Source organism: Cellulosimicrobium protaetiae, assembly GCF_009708005.2.
Taxonomy (GTDB): domain Bacteria; phylum Actinomycetota; class Actinomycetes; order Actinomycetales; family Cellulomonadaceae; genus Cellulosimicrobium; species Cellulosimicrobium protaetiae.
The window spans coordinates 945,543-970,730 of the sequence record NZ_CP052757.1 but is presented as its reverse complement, the minus strand read 5'-3'; the positions used below and the strand labels follow the sequence as shown (position 1 = coordinate 970,730).

At 70.0% G+C, this 25,188-nt stretch carries 15 protein-coding genes; 8 read left to right on the top strand and 7 right to left on the bottom strand.

The window, feature by feature from the left end; all coding sequences use genetic code 11:
* Positions 1-27: 27 nt before the first annotated feature.
* The gene (locus FIC82_RS04080) at positions 28-2,616 is read right to left on the bottom strand and encodes a hypothetical protein (RefSeq protein WP_154797666.1); all 2,589 of its coding nucleotides are present in this window, start codon (positions 2,614-2,616) and stop codon (positions 28-30) included.
* 333 nt (positions 2,617-2,949) lie between these two features.
* Here FIC82_RS04080 and FIC82_RS04075 point away from each other — a divergent pair, with 333 nt between their 5' ends.
* Positions 2,950-3,387: a helix-turn-helix domain-containing protein gene (locus FIC82_RS04075; RefSeq protein WP_154797665.1), complete on the top strand. Its 438-nt coding sequence runs from the start codon at positions 2,950-2,952 to the stop codon at positions 3,385-3,387.
* The gene (locus tag FIC82_RS04070; protein ID WP_154797664.1) at positions 3,384-3,743 is read left to right on the top strand and encodes a HepT-like ribonuclease domain-containing protein; all 360 of its coding nucleotides are present in this window, start codon (positions 3,384-3,386) and stop codon (positions 3,741-3,743) included. The genes FIC82_RS04075 and FIC82_RS04070 overlap by 4 nt, the downstream gene beginning before the upstream one ends.
* Before the next feature lie 437 nt (positions 3,744-4,180).
* Here FIC82_RS04070 and FIC82_RS04065 read toward each other — a convergent pair whose 3' ends face one another.
* Positions 4,181-6,358: a family 43 glycosylhydrolase gene (locus FIC82_RS04065; RefSeq protein WP_154797663.1), complete on the bottom strand. Its 2,178-nt coding sequence runs from the start codon at positions 6,356-6,358 to the stop codon at positions 4,181-4,183.
* A 233-nt stretch (positions 6,359-6,591) separates the two neighbouring features.
* Positions 6,592-7,434 carry a DUF4352 domain-containing protein gene (locus FIC82_RS04060; RefSeq protein ID WP_253691428.1) on the bottom strand — a complete coding sequence of 281 codons (843 nt, stop codon included), beginning with the start codon at positions 7,432-7,434 and terminating at the stop codon, positions 6,592-6,594.
* 198 nt (positions 7,435-7,632) lie between these two features.
* Here FIC82_RS04060 and FIC82_RS04055 point away from each other — a divergent pair, with 198 nt between their 5' ends.
* The 4 genes from FIC82_RS04055 (at position 7,633) to FIC82_RS04040 (ending at position 11,825) form a co-directional block, all read left to right on the top strand.
* Positions 7,633-9,192 carry a sensor histidine kinase gene (locus FIC82_RS04055; RefSeq protein ID WP_154797662.1) on the top strand — a complete coding sequence of 520 codons (1,560 nt, stop codon included), beginning with the start codon at positions 7,633-7,635 and terminating at the stop codon, positions 9,190-9,192.
* Between the two features lie 42 nt (positions 9,193-9,234).
* Complete coding sequence (locus tag FIC82_RS04050) at positions 9,235-9,879, top strand: response regulator (RefSeq protein ID WP_253691426.1); 645 nt, start codon at positions 9,235-9,237, stop codon at positions 9,877-9,879.
* A gap of 157 nt (positions 9,880-10,036) precedes the next feature.
* The gene (locus tag FIC82_RS04045; protein WP_154797661.1) at positions 10,037-11,083 is read left to right on the top strand and encodes a flavin-dependent monooxygenase; all 1,047 of its coding nucleotides are present in this window, start codon (positions 10,037-10,039) and stop codon (positions 11,081-11,083) included.
* 535 nt (positions 11,084-11,618) lie between these two features.
* Entirely contained in the window at positions 11,619-11,825 is a 207-nt protein-coding gene (locus FIC82_RS04040; RefSeq protein WP_168731471.1) for a response regulator transcription factor, read from the top strand.
* 138 nt (positions 11,826-11,963) lie between these two features.
* On the opposite strand, the gene FIC82_RS04035 is transcribed toward FIC82_RS04040, so the two are convergent.
* On the bottom strand, positions 11,964-12,614 hold the full coding sequence (locus tag FIC82_RS04035) for a hypothetical protein (protein ID WP_154797659.1): 651 nt from the start codon (positions 12,612-12,614) through the stop codon (positions 11,964-11,966).
* Between the two features lie 37 nt (positions 12,615-12,651).
* Positions 12,652-14,550 carry a DUF262 domain-containing protein gene (locus FIC82_RS04030; protein ID WP_168731470.1) on the bottom strand — a complete coding sequence of 633 codons (1,899 nt, stop codon included), beginning with the start codon at positions 14,548-14,550 and terminating at the stop codon, positions 12,652-12,654.
* 158 nt (positions 14,551-14,708) lie between these two features.
* On the opposite strand from FIC82_RS04030, the gene FIC82_RS20795 reads away from it, so the two are divergent.
* Together FIC82_RS20795 and FIC82_RS04025 are read left to right on the top strand one after the other, a co-directional pair.
* A complete protein-coding gene (locus FIC82_RS20795) occupies positions 14,709-17,717 on the top strand; it encodes a hypothetical protein (protein WP_154797657.1) in 3,009 nt (1,002 codons plus the stop codon).
* 5 nt (positions 17,718-17,722) lie between these two features.
* Positions 17,723-23,026, top strand: coding sequence for a DEAD/DEAH box helicase (locus FIC82_RS04025; protein ID WP_154797656.1), 5,304 nt, complete (start codon positions 17,723-17,725; stop codon positions 23,024-23,026).
* A 64-nt stretch (positions 23,027-23,090) separates the two neighbouring features.
* Here the strand turns inward: FIC82_RS04025 and FIC82_RS04020 are convergent, their stop codons facing one another.
* Together FIC82_RS04020 and FIC82_RS04015 are read right to left on the bottom strand one after the other, a co-directional pair.
* Positions 23,091-23,468, bottom strand: a complete 378-nt coding sequence (locus tag FIC82_RS04020; protein WP_154799809.1) for a very short patch repair endonuclease — start codon at positions 23,466-23,468, stop codon at positions 23,091-23,093.
* A 70-nt stretch (positions 23,469-23,538) separates the two neighbouring features.
* Positions 23,539-25,149 carry a DNA cytosine methyltransferase gene (locus FIC82_RS04015; protein WP_154797655.1) on the bottom strand — a complete coding sequence of 537 codons (1,611 nt, stop codon included), beginning with the start codon at positions 25,147-25,149 and terminating at the stop codon, positions 23,539-23,541.
* Positions 25,150-25,188 lie beyond the last annotated feature (39 nt).

The window sequence follows — 25,188 nt, the reverse complement described above, 5'->3', positions numbered from 1 at the left end:
GGACGCTCGTCCCGGCCACGCCGCACCTCACCACCAGGCGGACTCCCGGAGCACCAGCTCGCCGTCCTGCACCGAGAGCTCCACCGCGTAGTCGATCTCGACCTCGCCCGTGTACGGCTCGGGGCTCTCCCGCCCGAAGAGGCGACCCGGCTGCGCGGGCAGGGTGCCCGACGTCGTCGCGAGACCGTCGGAGACGTGCACCCGCACGGTCGACGCGTCGAGCTGCTCGGCCTCGAAGGTCGGCTCCGTCGCGAGCGTCCACGTCACGTCCTGCGCCTCGGAGGCGCCGTAGGACCAGTCGTACACGGGGCACCCGTCGGGCCGTGCGCTCGTCGCCGCCAGGCAGCCGTCGAGCTGCTCCCGTGCCTGCTCGACGGCTGCCTCGAGCGCCGCCTCGGTCAGCGAGTACCGCAACGGCAGGTCGTCGGCGGAGCCGACGGGACGGGGCGGGACGCCCGGCGCCGTCACGAGCAGCGTCGCCGTGGACGACTGCAGGTTCGGTCCGGCGTCGGGCAGCGTCACCTCCCACCGGCCGGGGAACGCGACGAACGACGGCGACGACGGGTCGGTCACGTCCACCTCGACACCGTTCACGACCACCGTCGCGGAGCCCTCCCCGGGGAGGGCACCGAGATCGACGACGGACACCGGGGGCGCGACGATCTCCCAGTCGTCGAAGACCCCGAACCTGCTGCCCACCCGACGCACCGTGAAGTCGTGCTCCGACTTCACACCGTCCTGGTCCCAGGCCACCGTGACCACCGCCGTCCCGGCAGCCCGATCACGCTCGACGCCGAGGACGCGCGCACCCGAGGGGCGGGCTTCCGCGTCCTCGTACACGGCGTGCGTCAGGAGCACGCGCTCGGCGCGCGCGACGTCCGGGTCGGCGAGCGCGAGCGCCCTCGACGCGTCGCCCGCCTCGAGCGCGGCGAGGTACCGCTCGACGGGTCGCTCCGGTGCGAACACGGTCGAGGCCACCGCGCCGCGGGCGACCACGGCACCGACGACCACGACTGCGGCGAGCGCCACGACCGCGAGGATGCGCCGCGCGCTGCGCGGGTCGACGGCCCGCGCCTCGGGTGCGGGCACGCCTCCCGCTGCTCCACCGACCCGCACGGGATCGGCGGCGGCCGGCTGCTGCGGGGCCACCGCCGGCCCCGCACCGGTGGGGAGCGGGCCGACCGGAGGGAGGGCGGCGAGAGGCCGCGGAGCGAGCAGACGAACGACCCGGTGCGGCAGGGCGGCGCCGAGAACGGGGCCAGCGACGCGAGAGAGCGCCTCCGCGAGAAGGCCCCACAGCGCCGCGACGAGCACCGTCCACGGCGCGAGTCCCCACCCCATGGCCCCGGCGACCTCCTCGTAGCTGCTCTCGTAGCTCACCGTCGCCCGCACGCCCGCGAGCGGCACCGCGACGAGGGCGACGACGGTAAGCACCGTCGGGGTCGCCCAGGCGTCCTCCCACCGGGCCGCACGGCCGTCGACCAGCCTGCCGAGGTGCAGGCGCAGCGCCGCGACGACGGTGGCGACGACCGGGACGAGGACGAGCAGCCACGCGGCGCCGGGGACGTCAGGGTGCAGGAGCGTGTACGTCTCGACCTCCGCGTGCGGGCCTATCGAGACCGAGGTCGTCAGACCCCCGAGGCCCGCGACCCCGAGCGCCACGGCGACGAGGTTGGGCCCGACAAGCAGGAGGGCGATCGTCGCGCTCGCCGGGTCGCTGGCGGCGGCGGCGGCGGACGACAGGAACACGACGACCGCGGCGACCGCGACGAGCAGGACCGACGCCGCCGCCGCTGCGCCGCACGCGCGACGCAGCGCGAGGGGCGGCGTGACTCCGAGCCGCTCCGGGGCGATCGCCCAGCCCCCTCCGGTCGGGCGGCGCCGCAGCGTGTGCCCGACGGCGGTCGCGGCGGTCCCGAGCAGCGCACCGCCCGCGAGCGCGCCCCAGGGTTCGGCGCCGACGGTCCCGACCGTCGCGAAGTAGCCCGCGGGAAAGGTCAGCTGCACGGAGAGGGCGGTGACCGCGCCGGCCAGCCCCAGGACGGCCCCGGTCAGCCCGGCGTCCGTCCAGCGCTCGCGGGCCGTGCGCGGCGACGAGTCGGCACGCCACGTCGTGCCGGCGACGAGCGCCACCGCGATCAGGGTCGTCACCGTGAGCGGGACGGCGTACAGGTCGAACGAGCCGACCCCGGGCCACGACACCTCGAAGGGTGCGAAGAGTGCGGCGCTCAGCAGCAGGAGGACCGTGACAACGTAGGTGGTGAAGCCCATGTCCGGCGAGGAACCGGTGGGGACGGGTGCGACCACCGGGAGGTCGTCGGCGGGCGAGAGGTCGGCGAGCCGACCGGCCGCGACGAGGGCCGCGACGCCGAGGACGACCACGTTGCTGAACGCGAGACCGATCACGTACCCGAAGCCCGCGCGGGCTGCGGCCCGACCCAGCCGCGGCCCGGCGGTGGCCCAGCCCTGCCCTGCCCGTGGCAGACCGTCGCTCAGGACGGCGGGCTCCCCCCGTGTCGTCGTGTCGTCAGTGGCCGTCTCGTACCCGCCTCCACGCACCTCTCGGTGCTCCGGCGACCCTCCCGGCATCGCCGCCGCGACGTCCTGCTCCGTCATGTCCCCCCGCTCTCCGGGGCCCACGACGACGGACCGACCGGGCCCCCTGTCCGTTCGGATGCAGGCGACCCTAGGGCGCGAGCGGCGGTCACGACCAGCCCCGATGCCGCGCCTGTGGACAACTCGCACCGGGGCCGCCTGGAGAGCACCCGTGGTGCCGCTCATCGGCCGATCGGCACCACGGGCTCATCCCGGGATGCGCTACGCGAGGAGGGGAGCGTCCAGCTCGCGTGACGACGGGCCGTTCGCACCACTTGTCGAAAGGTCTCGCGGCACGAGAGCGCCTCGGTACATCCACCCCTCTTGCGAGTTATCACTGATAACCTCGAGTGCATGACGGATCTCCGAGCCGAGCGTGAGCGCGCAGGGCTGACGCAGGCGCGTCTGGCCGAGATCACCGGCATCGCGGCGTCCAACCTGTCGGCCTACGAGTCCGGCAAGCGTCAGGCGTCACCCGCGATGCTCGACCGGATTCGTCGCGCGATGATCCGGCCGTCGGATCGGCTGCGTGCCCACCGGGACGAGGTCCGGGACCTCATCCGTCGCAACGGTGGGCACAACCCACGGGTCTTCGGGTCCGTGGCACGCGGCGATGACACCCCGATGAGCGACGTCGACATCGTCGTCGACGTGCGTCCCGAGGACGCCTGGCGCTTCGTCTCGACGTCTCGCGAGCTGTCGGAGCTGCTCGGCGTTCACGTCGACGTGGTCACCGAGGGTGGGCTGCGCGCCAAGCATCGCGACGTCCTCGCCGAGGCCGTCCCGCTGTGAACGCTCGGACGCGGCGGTGGCTCCGCGACCTGGTGGAGCACGCCGAGGCCGTGGGGCGCCTCATCGCACGAGGCAAGGACGCCTACGACGCCGACGAGATGCTGCGCTACGCCGCCGAAGACCTCCTGATCCGACTCGGAGAGTGCGTCAGCAGGATCGACCGGGACGAGCCAGGATTCGTCGGCGCCCACCCCGACCTCGAGCTCCGGCGCGTCAAGGACGCGCGCAACGTCATCGCCCACGGCTACGACATCGTCGACACCGAGCTGCTCTGGGCGATCCTGGCGATCAACATCCCGGAGGTCGCACGGGGCGTCGACCATCTGATCGAGGAGCACCCGGACGCTTCGGACTGAGTCACCGCCCCGTTCGCCGTTGCCGCCCGTCGGCGATGAGGTCTAAACGGGCGACGAGTTCGTCATGGACCCCCTGTTCCGGCACCGCGACCATCACATCAGCCGCCGACGCGCTGCGCGTCTACGAGGCCCGGTCTCGGCTCGTCACCGACGACCTGCCCGACTGATTCCCGCCCCCGCACTCGACGACCGCCGTCGGGCGCTCCGTCCCACACGTCCGCACGGCCGCCGTCGGGCACCTTGCCACCGTGGCGTCCGCAGCAGAGACACGGGCGCCGTCGTGCACCGCACCGCACCGCACCGCACCGCACCACGAAATCGACCCCAGCGTTCGAGATCAACCTTCAGGAGGCCGATCTCGCGACGCTGGGGTCGATCTCGTCGGGCAGGCCCACGGCACCGCTCATCGGCCGAGCGGTACCGCGGGTCTTTCGAGGCTACGCGCAGGTGAGCGCGTCGTACGCGGCGGTCACCTCCGTCGTCGTCCCCGCGACGTCGGTGACGACGACCAGCGCCTCGCCCGCCGCGAGCGCGCCGCCGCGGACCTTGAACGACTGGTACGCGTTCTTGCCCGGGTCCACCTGGGAGAACGACCGCTCGCCGTGCTCGGTCCGGAGGGCGATCGCGACGGTCTCGTCGCCGTCGTTCGTCGCGCGCACGGCGAGGTACGGGGTGCCGCCGAGGCAGCGCGGCTGCGCGGTGACGGTGACCTGCGGGTCGACGGGCGGCACCTCGGCCGGGAAGACGTCGAGCGCGTCAAGCTCGGTGTACCAGGTGAGCTTGGTGAGGGCGACGGTGTTCCAGCCCTGCTGGAGCTCGACCTCGTGCGTGACCGACTGCCAGTTGCCCCACGTGGTGTGCGGGAAGGTGACGACCCCGGCGTCCGCGCCGTTCACCGTGACGGTGCTCGTCGAGGCGAGCGTGTAGCCACCCCGCTCGGAGCCGTTCGCGAACCGGACCCCCAGCGTGTACGGGCCCGCCTCGTCGGCGTGGACCTGGAGCGCGACGGAGCTGTCGAGGAAGTCGAGCCCGCCGACCTTCTGACCGCCGGACGCACCCGACGCGCTCCCGACAGAGCCGCGTGTGATGACGCCGTCCTCGAACTCGTACCGCGTCGCGTCGGACGGGATGACGGGCGGCGCGGACGGGCGCGGGTCGCGCGTCGCGGGGTAGACGTCGAACGCGTCGAGCTCGGTGTAGAACGTCCCGCGGGTCAGCGTGATCGTGTTGGTGCCCGCGACGAGGTCCACGACGTGCTCGGACGTCTGCCAGTTGCCCCACGTGGTGTGCGGGAAGACGACGGTCTCCGCGGCCCCGCCGTTGACGGACAGCGTGCTCGTCGACGGGACGCGGGTCGAGCCGTCGAAGGACCCGTTGGCGAACCGGATGCCCAGGAGGGCCGGGCCGGCCTCGTCGGCGTGGACCTCGACCGTCACGGACGAGTCGGCGAAGTCCAGGCCGCCGACCTTCGCCCCGCCCGACGCCCCGCCGTCGGCCACGACGCGCGCGTTCGTGACGACGCCGTCCTCGGCCTGGTAGCGGTCGGACGCCTGCGGGACGAACGGGACGCCGTCCGCGGTCCACTCGAGGTCCGCGACGTACATCGCGCGGTAGGTGAACGCCTCGTTCCAGCCGTGGAAGACGATCGCGTCGGAGCCGTCGGGCGCCGTCACGACGTCCTGCCCGCCCGGGCCGCGCACGTCGCCCTGGAAGCGGTCGCTCGTGAGGAGCTCGGTCGTGGCCTTGGTCCACGGGCCGGCGAGGCTCGACGCCGTCGCGTACGAGGTGCGGTAGCCGCCCCCGCCGAAGTCGTTGGCGGAGTAGAAGAGGTAGTACGTGCCGTCGCGCTCCAGGAGCGTCGGGCCCTCGACGACGCGACCCTCGTAGGCCGTGTCGACGCGGATCAGCTCGACGGGCGGGCCGGTGAGCGTCGCGCCGTCGGGCGAGAGCGGCTGGGCGAAGATGATGGCCGTCTTGCCCGCGCAGCAGTTCCCGTCGGCCTTCCACAGCAGGTAGAGCTGGTCGCCGTCGACGAACGTCGCGGCGTCGATCGCGCCGCCGAGGTCCTCCGTGCCGGCCTCGCCGTTGGGGCACACGATCGGGTCGTCGCCGACGGGGACGAAGGGGCCCTCCGGCGTGTCGGACAGCGCAACGCCGAGGCACTGGCGGGGCGACGTCGCGTCGCGCGCCGTGTAATACAGGGCGTAGCCGCCCTCGACTGCCGAGACCTCCGGGGCCCACACGCAGCGGTCGGTCGCGCCACCCGGCGAGAACGTGCACGACTCGCTGACCCAGGCTCCGAGGTCGGGCGCGACGTCGGTCGGTGCGCTCCACGTGACGAGGTCCGTCGACGTGCGGTGCTGCACGTTCTGACCCTGGTGGTTCGTCGCGTAGGCGTGGTAGACGCCGTCGACGAGCAGGATGTCGGGGTCGGGGAAGTTCGCGTCGACGACCGGGGAGATCGTCGGCTCGGCGACGGGCACCGCGGCCGGTGCGGCCGCCGGGGCCGGCGCCGCCGTGGCGGCGGCCGCGCCCGAGACCGCCAGCCCGAGCGCGATCAACGCACTCGTGACAGCGGTGGCACGCGAGCGCGCGCGGGACGAGAAGTACTTCATGGGGTGTCCTCTCGACGGTGAGGGGGCAAGAACCCGGGACGGCGTCGACCTCGGGGCTTCGAGTGTCCCGGGCGGACTCTCACAAGTCAACAACTTCTCGCACAACCAAACATGTCTTCGCTCCTGCGACTCCGTGACCCGGCGCCACGGTCACACCCTAGAAGCGATCGAGGACGTGGCCGTGGCGCCCGGTGAGGACCGACCCGCCGCGACGGGACGGCGGCGAGGTGCGATCAGCCCAGCGAGACCTCGACGCCGCCCGAGAACATCGAGTCGTGCAGGGAGAGCGTCGCGGGGACGGCGTCGACCGGGATGTCGAACACGACGACCCCCTCGACCGCGTTGCCCGGGTTGATGTCCGTGAGGAAGCTGTTCGTGTCGCCGAGGTAGATCGCTGCCGTGCTGTCGCTCTCGTGCGTGCGACCCTCGGTGTCGGTGAGCTGCTGGTTGCCGCCCGTGAACATCTGCGCCTCGTCGCCGATGTTCGTCACCGTCATGTGCACGAGCACGTACTGGCCCTGCGCCTCCTGGCTGAGGTACTGGTCGCCGACGCTCGGGACGCCGGTCTCCACCGACGTCACGGTGAACTCGAACTTGCCGTCGCGCACGGCCGTCCCGACGCCGGGCGCCGCGGGCGGCTCGGGTGCGGGTGCGGGCTCCTCGGCGGGTTCCTCCTCGGCGGGCGCGGTGTCCGCCTCGACGTCGGCGTCCTCGGGGCTGGTGGCCTCGGCACCCGCGTCCGCGACGGCGGCGGGCGCGGCCGGCTCGTCGTCGCCCCCGCCGCCGAGGCTCGCGCCCACGATCATGAGGAGCACGACGACGCCCAGCCCGGTGAGGATCTTGTGCCGTGCGAACCAGGACTTCCGGGGCGTGGGCGGGACGCCCGGCTGCCCGCCCGGCGCCGGGTAGCCGTGGACCGGGTAGCCCTGCGGCGGGTGCGCGCCGTAGGGCGGCATCGTGGGCCTCGCGGCCGGTCCCGACTGCGGATGGCCGCCGGGGGGTGGGGCGAACGAGGACTGCGGGCCGGTCGGCGGCACCGGAGGGTGCTGCTGCGGGTGCGGGGTGGGTGCGGACATCGTCGCCTCCTGCGTCGTGGTCGACGGCGCTCGGTCGGCGACGTCGTGCTGGTCTCGACGACGAGAGTGCGCGTCGTGGTCGATCCGGGGGATCCCCCGACCGGCTCGACCCGGCACCCCGACCGGTGGATCCCAAACCGCCGGCCCCGGCCGAACGATGGAGCCCCGCCGTCGGCGGGTGCCCGTAGGCTCGCGCCCATGCACCCGCCACCGCAGCAGCCCGGACCGCCTCCGGCCGGTCCGTACGGCGCCGGTGCTCCCCGCGGTGCCGGCGGCCCTCCGCCACGACACCCTGTCCCGTACGCGGGCCAGCCGACCCCGCCCGTGACCTGGGCGGGCCCGCCCCCGGGCGGCACACGGCCGCCGTCGGGCCCACCGCTCTCCTCGCACCCGTACCCGCCGCCGTACCACCACGCCGCCGGGCCCTACCCCGTCCGCCCCGCCACCGGGCCATCGCTGCTCGGCCGGGCGTGGTCCGTCCTGGGCACCGTCGCCGCGGCGACCGCGACGTTCTGCGTCGGGATCGTCAGCGCGACGTACGACAACATCGGGCTCGGCCCGGACCCTGCCGGGTGGCGGGTCGGGCTCACGCTGTTCTGGTGGGTGCTCGCGGCCGGGCTCGCGGCGGCCGTCGTGTGGCGCGACCGGCACGCCGTCGTCGTGTGCCTGGCCACCGCCGCCGCGGGCGTCCTGACCCCCGTCGGCGCGATGGCCCCGCTCGTCGCGCTGCCCTTCGTGATCGCGCGGGAGCGGCGGTGGAAGGTCGTCGCGCTGTGCACCGCCGCGACGACGCTCGCCGTCGGGGTCTCGTTCTGGCGCGACGCGGCACGCGACGGCGCTGCGGTGATCTTCTCCACGACACCGGTGGGGACCACCGCGACGTCCTACCTCGACCCGGTGGGGTACGTCGTGCTGACCCTGCTGTGCCTCGCCCTGTCCGTGGGGGCCGGGTTCCTGCGCCGGGCGCTCGGGCGTGCCGACGCCGCGCAGCAGGTCGCCGTCGCCGAGAACCGGCGCGCGGAGGCGCTCAGCACGCAGGCGGACGAGCTGCGCACCGAGCTGTCGCGCCAGGACGAGCGCGAGCTCATCGCGCGCGAGATGCACGACACGGTCGCGCACAACCTCTCCGTCGTCTCCCTCCAGGCGTCCGCGCTCGAGGTGACCACGAACGACCCCGGGGTGGTCGACGCCGCCCGCACCATGCGGTCCTCCGCACACCGCGCGCTCGACGAGATGCGCGCCCTCATCACGTCCCTGCGCGCCGGGTCGGAGCAGTACACCGGGTCCGCTCCCGCCCTGGGAGACCTCGCGACCCTGCTCGACGACGCCCGGACCGCGGGCGTCGACCTCGCGGCGACCGTGTTCGTCACCGACGCCGACGCCGCGCCCCCCGCGCTCACGCGGGCCGTGTACCGGGTGGTGCAGGAGTCCCTGACCAACGTCATGAAGCATGCGCCCGGGGCCAGGGCGGAGGTGGACGTCCGGGCGCGGCCCGGCGACGGCGTCACCATCACCGTGCGCAACGCGCTGACGCGCGACCTCGACCCGTACGCCACCCCGCTGCTCGGTGAGCCCGGCGCCACGGTCGGCGGCACCGGCGTGCCGGGCGGCGGTGCCGGGGTCGTGGGTATGCGCGAGCGGTGCGAGGCCGTGGGCGGCACGTTCGACGCCGGCGTGGACGGCGGCCGGTTCGTCGTGCGGGCCCGCCTGCCCTGGGACCCGCCGACGGAGCAGCCCGGCACCGGTCGGGGCCGCTGACCGTCGCTGCCCCGCGTGGGCGGTCACCGCTACTCTCGCGTCGTGATCCGGGTGATGGTCGTCGACGACGACGCGATGGTCCGCCGACTGCTGCGCACCATCCTGCAGGCGAGCGGGCTCTACGTCGTCGCCGAGGCCGCCGACGGCGACCAGGTCGTCACCGCGGTCCAGGCCCACCACCCGGACGTCGTCCTCATGGACCTGCGGATGCCACGCGTCGACGGGGTCGTCGCGACCCGCGCGGTTCGGGCGCTCCCCGACCCGCCCGGCGTGATCGCCATGACCTCGTTCGACACCGAGCAGATCATCCTCGACGCGGTCCGTGCCGGAGCCGACGGGTTCCTCGCCAAGGACGCCGAACCCGCGGAGATCGTCGCCGCGGTCCGCGCCGTCGCCGGGGGCGGCGGCGCGCTGTCGCCCCGCGCGGCGAAGACGATGATCACGCAGGTCGGGGCCGACACCGGTGCGGCCACCCGTCGCGTGGCCGGGGAGCGCCTGGCCGCGCTCACCGAGCGCGAGATGGACGTCGCACGCCTCCTCGTCGACGGGCTGTCCAACGGCGAGATCGCCGGTCGCCTCTACCTCGGCGAGGCGACCGTCAAGACTCACCTCTCCAGCGCCTGCTCCAAGGTCGGGGTGGCGAACCGCACCCAACTCGCCATCGTCGTCGCCCAGGCCACGGGGTAGCGCGCGCAACCCGTCGACTTGGCGACGACAGCGCGGCAGTCAGCGGTGCGACCGCGGCGCGGCCCCTCCCCGACGGCACTCCCCCGCGCGGGGGACGCGGAGCCTGATGCGTCGCCGGTAGCGTCGCCGGAGTGACCTTCTGCAGCATGGAGACCTGGTGAGCGCCGCGCTCGGCCTCGGCGACCGGCTGCGCGACCTCGCCGCGCTCCAGGGCGAGGTCGGGCTGCGCCGGCCCGACGGGCGCTGGCTCGTCCGCGCCAACGCGTCCGCCGCGAGCGCCCGGTTCGGCGACCAGACGCTCGTGCTGCTCCGCGCCCAGCTCGTCGGCATGGTCGCCGACGCCCTGCCCGACGGCGCGCTGCGGCTCGGCGTCGACGCCGCCGTCGTGGACCTCGGCGACGCGGGACGGCCCGCGCGCGTGCGGGTGCGCGACGCCGTCGAGCAGGGCCGTGACGTCGGACGGGACGGTGCCGTCGGGCGGAGCGGCGACGCGCCGCGACAGCGTGACGAGCGTTCGGACCAGGAGCCCTCGCCGGGATCGGCTGAGCGTCGACTACCGGTCACCGGGCGGTGCCGAGGAGATCGAGGCGGCGCTCGTCGTCGCGGCCGACGGCATAGACTCGCCGACCCGGCGACGCTGGTGGCCCGATGCGCCAGGGCCGGTCCCCGGCGGGTCGACGGCGTGGCGGCTCGTCGCCGAGGCACCGCCCGGCGAGCCGGGTGGTGCGGTCGGGAGCGAGAACGTGGGGTCGCGGCATCGTTCGCGGAGCTCCGCGACCGGCTCGCCGACGGGCACGCGCCGATCCCCGACCTGCTCGCGTCCGTCGACCCCGACCACGTGCTGTGCCACAAGCTCCGGCAGCTCCCCGCTCCCCCGACGTCGCTCGTGACCGGGCGCGTCGCGCTCGTCGGAGACGCGGCGAACGCGATGCTGCCGAACGTCGGGCAGGGCTGGTGCCAGGCGCTCGACGGCGCTGGATCCGCTGCTGCGGGCGTGCCCGAGGCGCTGCGCCTGTGGTCCGCGGAGCGGCGACCCCGTGTCACGAAGGTTATGGAGAGGTCGGCGCAGATGGGCGGATGTCGCGGTCGACGTCACCCGTCACGAGAAAGGTGCATGCTGATGCCAGCGCCCGGCTCGCCGGGCCGTTCAGCGTGGCGCTGGGTCGTGAACGCTGGGTGGCGTGCTCGGCTGGCGATCTCCTGAGGCATGACGGGGTCCTCTGGCGGGAACGTGGGCGGACGCCCCTAGGGTCGAGGCGTGATCAGGGTGCTGGTCGTCGACGACGCGATGGGTGCGACGGCCGCTGCGGACGATCCTGCGACCGGACGGCAAGAGGTGGTTGCCGAGGCGTCCGATCGGTGACGAGGTCGTCACGGCGGTCCAGGCGCACAACCGGACGTCGTACTCATGGACCTGCGGATGCCCCGGATGAGGGGGGCGCCGCGACTCGGAGCGTTAGGGCCCTAACACGCTTGCCTGGCGTGTCACCTTGACGTCGTTCGACACCGGGTCGGTCATCCTCGACGCCGTGCACGCCGGCGCCTAGGTGTACCCGGCCACGACGTTGGTTACAGCCTGCTGGTCGGGTACACCTAGGGCTTCCTCGCCAAGGGCGCGTCGCCGGAAGAGATCGTGTCGGCCGTCCGTGCCATTGCCACTGGCGAAGGCGCGCTGTCACCACGCGCCCCGCGAACGGTGATGGCGCAGGCCAGCGTTGCACCCGGCGCAGCGGGGCACCGTGAAGCGATGGAGAAGCTGGCGACGCTCACGGAACGTTGAGCTCGACGTCGCCCGGCTCTTCGCGCGGGGTCTGTCCAACCAGGAGATCGCACAGCGGCTGTTCCTCGGCGAGGCCACGATCAAGCCTCATCTCGCGGCGGCGACTGAGAAGCTCGGCGTCACGAACCGCGTGCAGCTCGCGGTCGTCGTGACCCACGCTCCCTGACGATGGGTCGGGATGCGGCTGGATGCGCTGCTCGGAAATCGACGATTCGGACCCTAACAGCCAATCCGCCCGGGGCATGAACAGCGCGGCGTGTGAACAGCAGCAACTTTGCTATGAACTGCTCGCTGGGCTGAAAGCTCATACCTCCTCCGACGAGCCACGTCTCGTCAAGGCAGCACGAATCTCCGCCGCGATGGGTTCCACAATCACCCATCCGGCCGCACGGAGCTCGGCAAGCAGCTCAGGACCAAGGTTCGGAGCCTCGACCGTCAGACGACTTCCAGGCCATGCAAGTGAGAGCGGGACCCCGTCGCAGGCCTCTTCGCCCACGGTTGGCGCCTCGACTCCGTCCTCGGCCAGGTCGGCGATCTCGCGGAGCAGCTCGAGCTCACGGCTCGTCGCGATGGCCGCACACGCAGCCCAGCCCGGGTATGAGTCAAGTGTTGAGGTCGCGTCGATCGACGAGACCTGATTCGGCGCTGCGTATCGACCAAGCATGATTGTCTCGACTGCTTCGGCGACGGCGCGCAGACCATCAAGCGTGACGGTCGCACCCGCCGACTCAAACCTGCTTTCCCAGCTTGCGCCCGAGAACTGAACGATCTCCCGCGCCATGCCCTGCTTGGTCCGGGACAATATCCCTAGCCCCATCGCGGCATCGATGGCCGCGAAGAACGATCGCGGCTCAGTGCTCCCAGTCGAGAGCACTGGGGTCTCGAAACCGAGCCTCTGCGCGATCGACGCGATGACCTCCGCTTTTGTCGCACCCGCCCGGGCCGGCGTGGGCATCGGTGCCAGGACCGGCTCGGATGTCGAACTGGGCTGCCTAGCTCCCTTTCCGGTTCTTGCGCAGGTCGGCCATGAGGCGCTCGTCTGCCCGCACCATCCGGAATGCCTCGACAGGCGAGTGCACGAACGCACTCCTGAGGTGCGCGTCCACCGTCGAGGAAGGGACTCCGAGGGCGTCAACGATGCCGAGGGCTGTGTCCGCAATATACGCCCACTGCAGACCAGTCTGCGTCTTCGCCGGTCGCAACCATCCCGTGGCTGCGGCGGACTGAAGCGCGACCTCACGCTCGCGCATGCGGTCGTCGGTCCGCTCTCCGAGGACCGCCGCGGCGAACGTCGTTCCGAGCAGCGTTGCGACGAGAGGGAGTTCCTCCCAGCCGGTGGTCTTGCCACGCAGGGACTCGGGCCACACGATCGCCCCGTGGGCGCGCATTGCTGTGCCAAGGAGAGCGACAAGTTCACGGATGCGGGACTGCGTCCGCATGGGGTCGTTGCGCTCCCCGACGCGTTCAAGGAACGTGTCGATGTGCCGCGCGGTCGACTGCTTGCGTACGACGGCACCGTCCTGCTGGTCCTTGCGCTCCGTGGGGTCGGAGACCGCGAGGGACGAGAGCCAGGAGACGACCTTCGTCCGCTTGAACCGATCGGCGCTCATGCCGCACCCAGCGATGTACTCGCGGATCACGTGCACGTCGGCCTCAGCGGGCGCGAGGAACGGCGTCGCGACCTCCAGGCCCGGGCCGTCTCCCGCCATCGTCGCGAAAGCTCGCATGATGTCGAGCTCGTGGAAGACCGCGTTGCGAATCTCCTCCGCGTTCAGGTGCTTGCCCTGCTTGTTGTAGAGATTGAAGACCTCGTGAACCTGGCGCGGCGTGGCCTCCAGGTACTCGATGATCGGAACCTTGTAGTCGGTGGTCCCCTCAAAGACGTCGTAGATGGTGGCCTCGCCGCCTCCAACGAGTACCACCTCGTCCTGTACTTGGTGAAAGAACCGACCACCCATGCGCGCCAGCTCGGTTCCCTCTCCAAAGTCCTTCGCGAGCGGGAAGGGGAAGTAGAGCCGGCGTTCTTCAGCGAGCGTAAGGCTCTCCCCGGTCGCTGCCTTCCACGCCTGGCGAAACGAGGGGTAGTTGGTGCGGAAGAGATGCTCAAGGTTGAAGCCAGGGTGCGCTTTGTCAACCTCGCGCACGGTGCGCAGAGCGCTTGGGTGCTTTCCGACGAACCTGAGGATCGACGTCAGGCGCTGCTTCCCGTCGACCACCTCGTAGGGCGATGAAGCGATGGAATCCGGGCGCAGCACGATGATCGAAGGTAGGGGGATGCCGCGCAGGATGGACTCGATGAGGAGCTGCGCGTCCTTCGTCGGCCACACGTCGCCGCGCTGGTAGGTCGGGTTAAGCTCGAGCTTGTCCCGCTCGGCCTTGGCCACGAAGTTCTGGATCGTCCAGGTGTCGGCCTTCGCGCGGATCGGCTCCCGGCTCGTAGCGACCGACGCCTCGTCCCAGGCTTCGTACCAACGGTCCGACGCCACCTTCGGAGTCACTTCCTCCAGGTCGCCCAGGAACTTCTCTCGCAGTGCGTTCGCTCGCTCGACCCGCTCGAGCAGCGCTTCGAGTCCCTGCTGCGTGAGGCTGATCCCGTTGACCTCGACGTTTCCGTGAAGCCCACCCTTGCCGAGACAGGAGAAGAGATCCCGGAGGACCTCCTTCGTGCTCAGAAAGCTCTCGATCCTCTGGTCGAGACGGAGCCAGTCCTGAACGAGCTCCAGATAGTCGACCCAAGCCTCGCTGCCAAAGTCGATGTCGACAGCGTCAAAGGCTCGCGCGACGATCACGCCATCCGGCTCCGGGGAGTGCTGCGACAACGCTGCAAGGCTCTCGGCCAGTGTGCTCTCAAGCGTTCGCCGGTCGGAGTCGACCGTCGGCAGAATCGGCATCCAGTTGCTCCTTGAATCGGTTCCGAACTCGGGCCAGGGTATCCTGCCCGCCAGCACGACCAGATCGCGAGCGGGTGAAATGTGGCTGTTCCCTGTGCTGCTGTCGGTGATGGCTCGCATAATGACGCCGCAACCCAAGGAGGCGGACGCACGTGCGAGTGAGCAGGGCCGACTGGCAGGAGTACGTCCGGTGGAACGACGTCGTCGCTGACGTCCTCTTCCCCGAGAACGACGCGGCGACGCCCGCCTACCTCGATATCGAGGACCATGAGATCGCCAAGATGGGCGAACTGCTGAACATGGACGCAGACGGCGTCGTCGACGGACTCGTCGAGATCGTGGGGCGCACTATCGACCACGACTCGCCCGACGGTTTCGCCCGGCATCTCGAGCGCGTCCGAACGTGGCGCGATCGCTCACGCACGCACACCTACCCAGCGGTCGCGCTGCTCGCCGTCTTCTCGCTCGCGGCTGAGCGCATGGCGGCTGAGGGCGGTATGGCATCGACCAACTACTACGGTCGCCTCGCGGACCTGCTCGGCGGCAACAAAGAACGGTTGAGCCGTGGATACATGCACGTCGCCGAGCCGCTCTGGGAAGGGCTCAATCTCTGGCTCTCGACGCTGGGCGGCAGGAGAGGGACGCCGACCGCGTTCGCGCTGGGCAAGCGGTTCGTCGGCCTCCCACTCTCACAGGCGCTCGTCCGCGAGGCCGACCGCCGAAAGCTCGAGCGCTTCTTCGTGGAGTTCGACTTCGCGCCACGCTCGGAGGTACCCGGTTCGGAGCTGGAGCCCATTCTCGGCGCTTGGCTGGCGGACGAGCAGCGACGGGGTTCACACCTGGGAAAACTGTGGTCGAAGGTAGACCTTCGTGAACGGATCGCCGGCGTGGCGTCGGTCGAGCTCCAGTCGTGGAACGGTGTCGACGAGTCCGACGACACCAGCTCGGGGCCACGGGGACGAGCACTGATCGGCCTGCAGTTCCGAGGCTTTCCCAAGCGCAAGCTCCTGATATTCCCGCACTTCTTCGTCGTGGAGCCCGGGACGGCTCGCGGCGCCACGCTCAGGACGATAGACGGCGATCAGCCGATCTCCCTCATCCCGTCGCTCGACCTCCAAGGTTCGATGTCTCTCGACGATCCGGAGCAGATCGACCCGGCACACCTCCTCGAAGGCGTCCTCCAGATCACGGAGGAGCTGGGTGGCCAGGTGGTACATCCACCGCGCGCTGTCCTCGTGTTCCGCAAGGACGATCTCTCGGGCATCTGGCTGGAGACACGGCAGGTGCTGATGGGGGACGACGTCGTGGTGCTCACCGCGGACCGCACGGTCGAAAAGGTTCGTGGGCTGCTGAACGAGATCGCTAGGCCGGGTTGGACCGAAGGCACCACCCGGCCAGGGCTTCCGACCGGATGGACACTGTTCGAGGGAGTCGAGATCTTCGGTCGACCCTCGACACCACCCGAGAAGCTGAACCAGGACTTTCACGCACTCGTCCCGCTGACCAGCAGCCAGCTCAAGCTGTCCGGCGGGTTCGCGCTCCCCGGGGCCTCCCGTACCCGTTGGCACTCGGCTCACCCCCCCGAGGTCCGCGCGATGCACGACGGCGGCCCGTTCGACGTCCGGCTGCTCGACCTCGATGTGGAGAGCAGGGATGGCGGCGACCAGATGCTCGACTCGTGGCCCGACCGAGGCACCGGATTCGTGCTCGTCGACCTCGCGACCCAAGAGCTCCGGGACGGGCACTACGCGCTCGAGATGTTCGACGCGACACAGGTCCTCGCACGCAAGGAGTTCACGCTCCATTCCGCCGACGACCACGATGCTGCCCAGTGGCAGCGTCACGACTCGGTCACTCACGCCCTCGGTGAGCCACTCGCGGCGATCGGCGCCGGCACCAAGGAGGACAGCCCGTGCATCGTCCAGGGCGTCGTCGTCGCCGCCGAAGAGGAGCCCGAGGTCGAGGTCGGTGTACCAGCCGACCGCCCGTGGTGGGTCCCGGCACAGGACCAGGTCCGGAGGCCGTCGGTGGCGCTTCACCGCCCGGACGCCAAGTCTTGCTTCTTCACCGGCGCACACCGTCTCGAGATCACCGAGGTCGCGTACAACGACCGGTCGAAGACGCCGGTGACCGGGACGTGTTCGTACTGCGGGACGACGAAGAGGTACTCCGCGAACTACTACCGCAACCGGTCCGCGTTCGAGCGCAAGCTCGATGCAGGGTCCCACACCCGTCGCCCTATCGACGTCACCGGTCTCCCTCCAGTCGTGTCCGACTCCGCTACGAAGGCGGAGGACTGGGACATCGCGCTCGACGCACTGCGCTTCCTCGGCGGCGGGCCCGTCTCCTCGCTCGAGCGGGTCGCGCGCCAGCTTGACGCGAGCAGCCTGTTTGTTGCTGACTTCATCTCAACCCTCGAGGCCCTGGGACACATCGAAGTCCGCCGATCCTCGGAAACCTTGCAGCCCGAGGCTTGGGAGGTCGCGCCCACGGCGATCATCGATGCCGGAGGGTCACGCGTCCTCACCGGATTCTGGACCAAGGGGCTAGTAGCCGAGGTGATGCGGTCCTGCCGTGAGCATGGGCACGACGTCGTCGAGAGGACGTACGAGAGCGGCCTCACTCGCTATTCCACCGATGCTACGTCCGACGAGCTCGCAGACTGGCTCGATGTCGAGGATGTGCTCCTCGCGGGGCGGACCGGCAAGACCATCGCCGCATTCCTCCCCCGGCTCAGCGAGGTGGTTGCAGCCCTGCCACGCGCGCCATCACCCACCATGACCGAACTCCAGTGGTTCGACCCCGCCCGTGCAGCATGGGTCGACGTCGTCGGTTCAAGCTCGCCGGGCGCGTACCGGGTCGGACGCTACGCAGCGCGGTACTTCATCCGAACCGAGAAGGACCTCGAGTCAGGCACGCTCGCGCAGACCTCGGCCTACATGGCCAAGCACCACGCCGCATCCAGTCTCGCGGGCAGGCCGCTCCTCGCCTATGCGCGCCACGCCAAGTCCCTCGTCGTGCCGCTAGGAGCGCTGCTTCCCGGGATGTACGAGCGTGCCGTCGTGCTCGACTCCGCTGCTCCCCCGCAGAAGAACCGGGGTATGCACGTCTACCGCGATGTCAGCGAGGACGTCGCCGCCCGCATCACCTATCTCCTCGAGAACTGAGCACCATGGCCACACCAGTGAACCCCCTGTCCGTCGGACGCTCGATCAACGAGACCGTCCTCCGCTACATCGACACCGCCTTCTATCTCCGTGACTCCGGCCTGCGCGCCGAGCGCCGTCGGCTGCTCCTCGATGACGTTCGTCTGGTACCGGACCCGCTCATCGAGCCTGTTCTTCCCTACGACGGTGTGGTCGATGCGGTCCAGGCATGTCGCGACGTCGGCATGACGAACGACGAGGCATCCTGGCTCGTCCACGGTCTCTTCGGCACCACGCCAGGTGTGGCGGTCCGCCTTCGCCGCCATCAGGCCGACTCCCTGGCCGTCGCGCTCGGCGTGCACGGTCCGACGAACCCGGTTGTCACGTCCGGCACAGGTTCGGGAAAGACTGAAGCCTTTCTCCTACCGGTGCTGGCACGCCTCCTGATGGAGGCGCGGGGCTGGGCGTCTTCGAACCGTGTCAATGCGTGGTGGGACACCAGCCACTGGTCACCCGTTCGCAAGGACGAGCAACGTCCCGCTGCTGTCCGGACGATGGTCCTCTACCCGACCAACGCACTCGTCGAGGACCAGATGTCGCGGCTCCGCCGCACCGCGCGACGGATCGCGGACTTCGGTGGTCCCGCGCTCTGGTTCGGCCGCTATACCTCGGGCGCACCTGGTGGCACCCGACTGCCGTCGACAACGCGCAAGGACGAGAAGGTCACCGAAGTCGGCAAAGACCTGCGTCTTCTGGTCCAGGAGTACGAGGCACTTGCTTCCAACCCCGAGGTGCGCGACTTCCTGGCGGACCCGCGCCGGGCGGAGCTCATCACACGGTGGGACATGATCTCCGACCCACCCGACATCCTCGTCACCAACTACTCGATGTTGAACGTCATGCTCATGCGCCGGCTCGAGGAGCCGATCTTCGAGCAGACCCGCGACTGGCTGCAGTCCGACCCGTCCAACGTCTTCACCCTGGTGGTCGACGAACTGCACCTCTACCGCGGTACGCAGGGCTCTGAGGTCGCGCTCATCATACGCAACCTCATGATGCGGCTCGGGCTAGCCCCTGACTCTCCCCAGCTCCGGGTGATCGGCACGAGCGCATCGCTCGACGGCGATCGCTCTGACTACCTCGAGCGGTTCTTCGGCGTCCCCCGCTCGACGTTCAAGCAGATCTCCGGCGAGACGCGGGCCGTCATGGCGGACCTGCCTGTCGCGAGTTCCCGCCTGGTCTCCATGGACGCGGGGGCCCTGACCCATGTGCTCGCGGAGGCCTGCCGTGACGAGCGAGGCGTCGTTCGCGCCACAGACCTACCTACCATCGCAGCCCGCGCTTTCGGCCACGAAGGCACGGTTTCGGACGTCGCGCACGCGCTTGAGATCATCGCGGACGCGCCCGACGGAACGGGCATCCCGTTCCGGGCGCACTACTTCATGCGAACGATGCGCGGAATGTGGGCGTGCTCGAACTCCGGGTGTACGGAGATCGCCGCGGACGAAGCGCGAGAACGTCCCGGAATCGGACGGCTCTTTGCACGCCCCGTTCACCAGTGCCGCTGCGGCGGACGCGTCCTCGAGCTCGTCTACTGCGGCAAGTGCGGCGACGCCAGTCTCGGTGGCCACGTCGTGGCGACCGGCAGCGGTGGAGAATTCCTTGGCATCGACCCGTCCGACAGCGAGCTCGACCGGCCGAAGTTCCTCTTCGAACGACGCCGGAGCGAGTACCGGTGGTACTCACCGTTCACCGAGGGTCTGGGTACCTCGTGGAGCCACAGCGGTCCGAGGAAGGACGTCACGTTCCAGTTCTCCCGCGCGTTGCTCCACCCGGCCACCGGGTTCATCCAGTCCGGATCCGCTGGGGACGCGACGGGCACGTTCGTCACGGTGAAGAACCCTGACGACGAGTTTCTCCCTCCAGCGCTCCCGTCCCACTGCCCTCGATGCCTGCACACGCGGCGCCAGTCGGAGTTCAAGTCCGGACGCGTCGCCTCGGCACTCCGCGCCCACACGCAGGGCGCAACCCAGGCGACCCAGCTTCTCGTCGCCGAGATCTTCCGCGAGCTCGGCGACGAACAGGGCTCCAGCCGTACGATCGTCTTCACCGACTCCCGTGATGACGCCGCCCGCATGGCGGTGGGGCTCTCGATGAACCACTACAACGACCTCGTCCGGCAGGAGGTCGACCAGGCTCTGGCAGCCCCCGTAGAAAACGTCGCCATGATCCTGCGCGAGGGTCTCGCAGGGCGCCTCAGCGCCGACCAGACCGCATCGTTCGGCGAGCTCGCGCAGAAGCATCCCGAGATGGTGGCCGCGTACGCGGCGATCAACGCAGGATACGGAACACCTGATCAGTCCGCCGCGGTCGAGACCTTCGAGCGCAAGGTCGCGGCCGACCGGGCGCGGCCATGGACCGGCTTGGTCCGACACCTGAGCCGTCAGCTCGTCTCGCTCGGAGTGCCACCAGGCGGTCCGCGTGCGTCGCGCCTGACTCTCGACGAGTCCGGGACCCCGTGGTACCGGGCGTTCGAGCCTCCGTCGGCCGGCCTCTGGGCGCCGCTCTCGGACATGTCCGAACGGCAAGAGCACCAGAAGCGGTTCCATGCCTACATGACGACCTCGGTCGCAGAGGTGCTCGTCGGAGCCTCCCGTTCGGCACGCGACGCCGAGGACAACCTGGTCGCGTCCATCCTCCCTCGCGCCCTGGTGGACTCCGCCGACGACCTCCGGACAACGGCGATGCGCTCCGCGTTGCGCATCTACCTGTCAAGCGGACGCTGGGCGCCCCAGGACTCGGACGGCTTGTCGCGCGCGAATCTTCTACCACGCGACGTCACGAACTACCTCGGCCGCGCCGCCAAGGTGCTCGGGACGAGCGCCGACGACGTTGAGACCGAGTTTCAACAGGTTCTCGAGCCGATGCTGGTCGGGTCAGTGGTCGACCTTGCAACCGCCGACGTCCCGCTGCTCGTCGTTCCCGGTGCCGACGGCGTCTGGGTCTGCGCGACGTGCGGCCAACGCCATCTCCACGAGTCGGCCCGGACGTGCGTCCGCAACGGCTGCACGGGCGAGCTGGAGGAGCGCGAGCGCATCGACATCCTCGAAGAGGACTACTACGCGTGGCTCTCGAAGCAGAAGCCGCAGCGACTGGCGGTCGCGGAGCTCACGGGACAGACGCGTCCCCCAGAGGAGCAGCGGCGCCGTCAGCGGGTCTTTCGCGGCGCTCTCAAGCCAGCACCCGCGGAGAATCGCCTGACCTCTCCGCTCGACGTCCTTTCGGTGACGACGACCATGGAGGTCGGTGTCGACATCGGTTCGTTGCGCTCGACGGTGATGGGCAACATGCCGCCCAAGCGATTCAACTACCAGCAGCGCGTGGGCCGCGCCGGACGTCAGGGCCAGGCGTTCTCGTTCGCCGCGACGCTCTGCCGCGACCGGTCGCACGACGACTACTACTTTGCGAACCCGCGCCGGATCACCGGCGACCCGCCGCCCCAGCCGTTCCTCGACACCAACCGCGCGAAGATCCTCAAGCGCGTGGTCGCGGCTGAACTCCTCCGTCGCGCCTGTCGGGCGCTTCCGAACCCGCCCAAGGTGCTCCGCGAAAGTGTGCACGGCGCCTTCGGTCGTGCCGACGAGTGGAACGAAGGCTCGGAGGAAGGTTCACCGCCGATGCGCACGTTCGTCGAGGCGTGGCTCATGCACTCTTCCGACGTCGAGGAGGTCGTTCACCGACTTGCGAGCCACACAGGGCTCTCGGCGCATGCCGTCAGTGAGATCGTCGAGTGGGCACGAGACAGTCTTGTCCTCGACGTCGACAAGGTCGTCGAGTCGCCCGTCTTCACGCAGCCGGCGTTGAGCGAACGCCTGGCCAACGCCGGCGTGCTGCCGATGTTCGGGTTCCCGACCCGGGTACGCACCCTCTATCGGACCGGCGCCGACAACCGGCTGACGCTCGACGAGATCAGCGACCGCCCCCTCGACCAGGCGGTCTCGCTCTTCGCACCAGGCGCCGAGGTTGTCAGCGACGGGTGGGTGTACACGGTCAACGGCTTTGCCTCCGTCTACCGTGACGGAAGGGGTGCGGTGCGCACGAACGATCCGCTTCGTTCGTCGTTCGCGCTCGAACGCTGTGCCACCTGCGGCTCGTCGACGATCGCACCGGGCACCGCACCAGGTCTCCCCGAGGCTGCTGACCGAAAGGCCATGTGCCCCGTGTGCGCGGGAAGCGTCACACCGATGACGGTGTACCAGCCGGAAGGTTTCCGAACCCACCCAAAGGCCAAGGACGGAGAACTCGGTGACTCCCAGGTTGCGACCGCATCACGGCCGGTCCTCGAGTGGACCGACCTGGGCGGGATCCAGCCGGAGCGGTCCGGCGCGATGGACATCTGGCGCCTCGAGGACGCCAACCTGGTAACCGTCAACGACAACCGCCGCGCGCAGTTCGAGCTGTTCCGCCTCAGCGACAAGTCGGTCATCGTGCCAACCGTCGAGACCGACGGAATCTCCGTGCCGAAGGTCGGCCGTGGCGCGATCGGCGACGTCCGCACGACGGACGCGGCGCTGCTCCTGCTCAGGTCCGACCGCATCCCGAGCGAGGTGATTCCGACCGACCCAGCGGAATGTCCCTCCGGCCCCGCTGCGATGCTGTCGTTCGCAGAGGCGCTCCGCCGCGGTGCGCAAGCCGAGCTCGACATCGACCCGGACGAGCTCACGGTCGGGCTTCAGCCCCGCCGCTACGGCGACGGCACGCGCACGTCGGCGGTCTACATCGCCGACACGCTCGAGAACGGTGCCGGCTACGCCCTCGAGCTCGCAGGCCCAAGGATGGACGACGTCGTCCGGCAGATCGCCGACGGAACGAGTGCACGCTGGGCCGCACCCGCCCATGTCGAGTGCGACTCGTCGTGTCCCGATTGCCTCCGTTCCTGGGACAACCGGCATCTCCACCCGGTCCTCGACTGGCGGCTCGCGCTCGACGTCGCCGACCTCGCCCTCGGTCGTGAACTGAATCTCGGTCGTTGGTTCGACCTCGTCCCAGACGCCATCCACGCCTTTGACGCTGGGTTCAGGGCGATGTTCGAGGAGCGCTACACCGTCGACACGATCGACGATGTCCACGTGCTCGTCCATGGGAGCCGCGCAGCGGTAGTAGGCCACCCGCTGTGGAGCCGCACGGTCGACCACCAGACGGCTCGGCAGCGATCGGTAGCGGCAAGTCTCAACGCGAGCGGCCTCACCGTGGCGTGGACGGACGCGCGCACGCTGCGCCGCCGTGGGGTTCTCGTGGCGAAGGCGCTGGCAGACGGCTACGTCGACTGATGCCGCGGTGTCGAGCCTGACTACATGTGGTGCTGATGATCCGAGCGAGAGCTTGCGAAGGCCTTCAGCCACTCATCGCGGCCAGCGCCTCGACGACGTTGTCCGCGGCGCGGTCGGCCGGCTCATGCTCCCACACCCGGACGACAGTCCAGCCGAGCGAACGCAGTAGTCGGTCGCTGTCCGCGTCTCGGGCCCGATTGGCAGCGATCTTTGTCTTCCACCACTCACTGTTCGCTCGTGGGCTCGTTCCGTGCTCCGGACAACCATGCCAGAAGCATCCGTCGACGAAGACGGCCAACCGATGACGCGTGAAGGCTATGTCGATCGTCCTTCGGCGTTGACCTGGGATCGGCAGGGCGACGCGGTAGCGGAGCCCACGTGCGTGCAGCCGCCGCCGGAGCTCCATCTCGGGAGCCGTGTCGCGACGTCGGGCACGGCTCATCCGCAGCGACACCATCGGCGACGAAGAGCCAGGGTGCTGCGGCACGTGCTGGGCTTGCGCGCGCCCGGACTCAGGCTGCTCGGGTCTCACCATCGACGGGACCATCGTCAAGGAGCGTGAGCTGAGATGCCTCCGGATCGGAGAGGCTCGACGTTGCTGGCTCCCACCGACGCTTCCAGACATCAACGATCTCCGCTAGCCCCGGGTCCAGGTCCGCCGTCTCACTGAAGTGCTCGAGGAACTGCGACAGGGCGAACCCGACCGCACCCACGTGGACCGCGTTGCCGAGCTGCTTGTAGGACTTCGCGTCCGGCTGGATCTGAGTCATGATCTCCGCCACCTCGTCCGGGAAGCCCTGAAGCCTGGCGGCCTCTGCCGGAGCGATCCTACGACGCTCCTTCCCGAGGATGGGCGTCTGGTTGATGGCGACGAGCGCTGGAGTGTAGTTGTCCTTCTTGACCCGGATCCCGGACGGACGCATCTGGATCAAGCACTCATCAATTGAAGACGCGTCCTGCGCTTGCCACTCGAACTTCCACCGGCTCTCCGGGATCGATCCGTGCAGCGGCTTGATCGTCGCTTCAAGATCAGCCCGGTGCTCACCGATCGTTCGGATGTTGCTTTCGAGGAAGGCGTTCTTCCAGCCAAAGCCCTCTTGTGCCCGGGCGTTGGCGTCAGCTCGCTCTCGCGCAAGCCAGTTCGGGTCCATCACCCCGGTCCAGATCGGGTGGCCTGGCAGTCTGCGGACGCCGTCGCCGTCGCCCAGCTCGTTTCGCTTGACGACGCGACGCACGAAGTCGTCCCAGGCGTGGAGTGCCTTGGCGTCTCCAGGGCTGAGCTCCAGGCGTCGACGATCGCCGATGCGCTCGTCCGGGAGGACGACCGGCTCGCCCCCGTAGAGCGCGAGCCCCGTTTCCCTGAGGCTCCACGTCTGCGGGTCCCACGCGCCGTAGGAGAAGGATGAAAATGCCTCGACGTCCCGGACGAAAGGCCAGTTGTCGTCGGTCCAGCGAATTCGACCCTCAACGCTCTCGACGTCTCCGCCGAGCACTGTCCTGTGGATCGCCATGATGTAGATGCGCTCGCGCAGCTGCGGTGTCCCGCCCCTGTCGGGGTGGATCCGATGGGGCGAGATGACCGTCGGCTCCTCCGAGACGACGTATCCCAGGTCGAGGAGCGATTCGACGATCATCCTGAAGGTCGACTCTCGATGCTTGGGCCCGGCGAGGTTTCGGACGTTCTCGAGGAAGACGACCTTGGGTCGCTTCGCCCTGACGATCCGCAGGATGTTGTAGAAGAGAGTTCCACGTGTGGCGTCGAGGATGCCGGCCTGACGCCCGGACTTGCTGAATGCTTGACACGGGAATCCCGCTGCAAGAACGTCGTGCTCGGGGAACGCGGGAAGGTCATCGGTAGCGTTCGGCAGCTCCGTCTCCGGCACTACCGGCACGTCGGTGTTGATGTCACGCGCAAACGGGTACTCGACACCGCGTGCGCGGTCAGGCTGTCGCCACGCAGCCTCGTACACGGCCCTGGCGGAGTCGTCGAGTTCCGCGGCGTAGACGCACCGCCCGCCGAGTGTACCGAGTGCCGCATGAAATCCGCCGATGCCGGCGAACAGATCGACGAACGTGAACTGACGACCGGCGTTCAACTGTTCCTCCTGAGGCTTCCCGCGCATGTGACTCGTGGCGCGACGACCGACCTCGGTGCACGACCC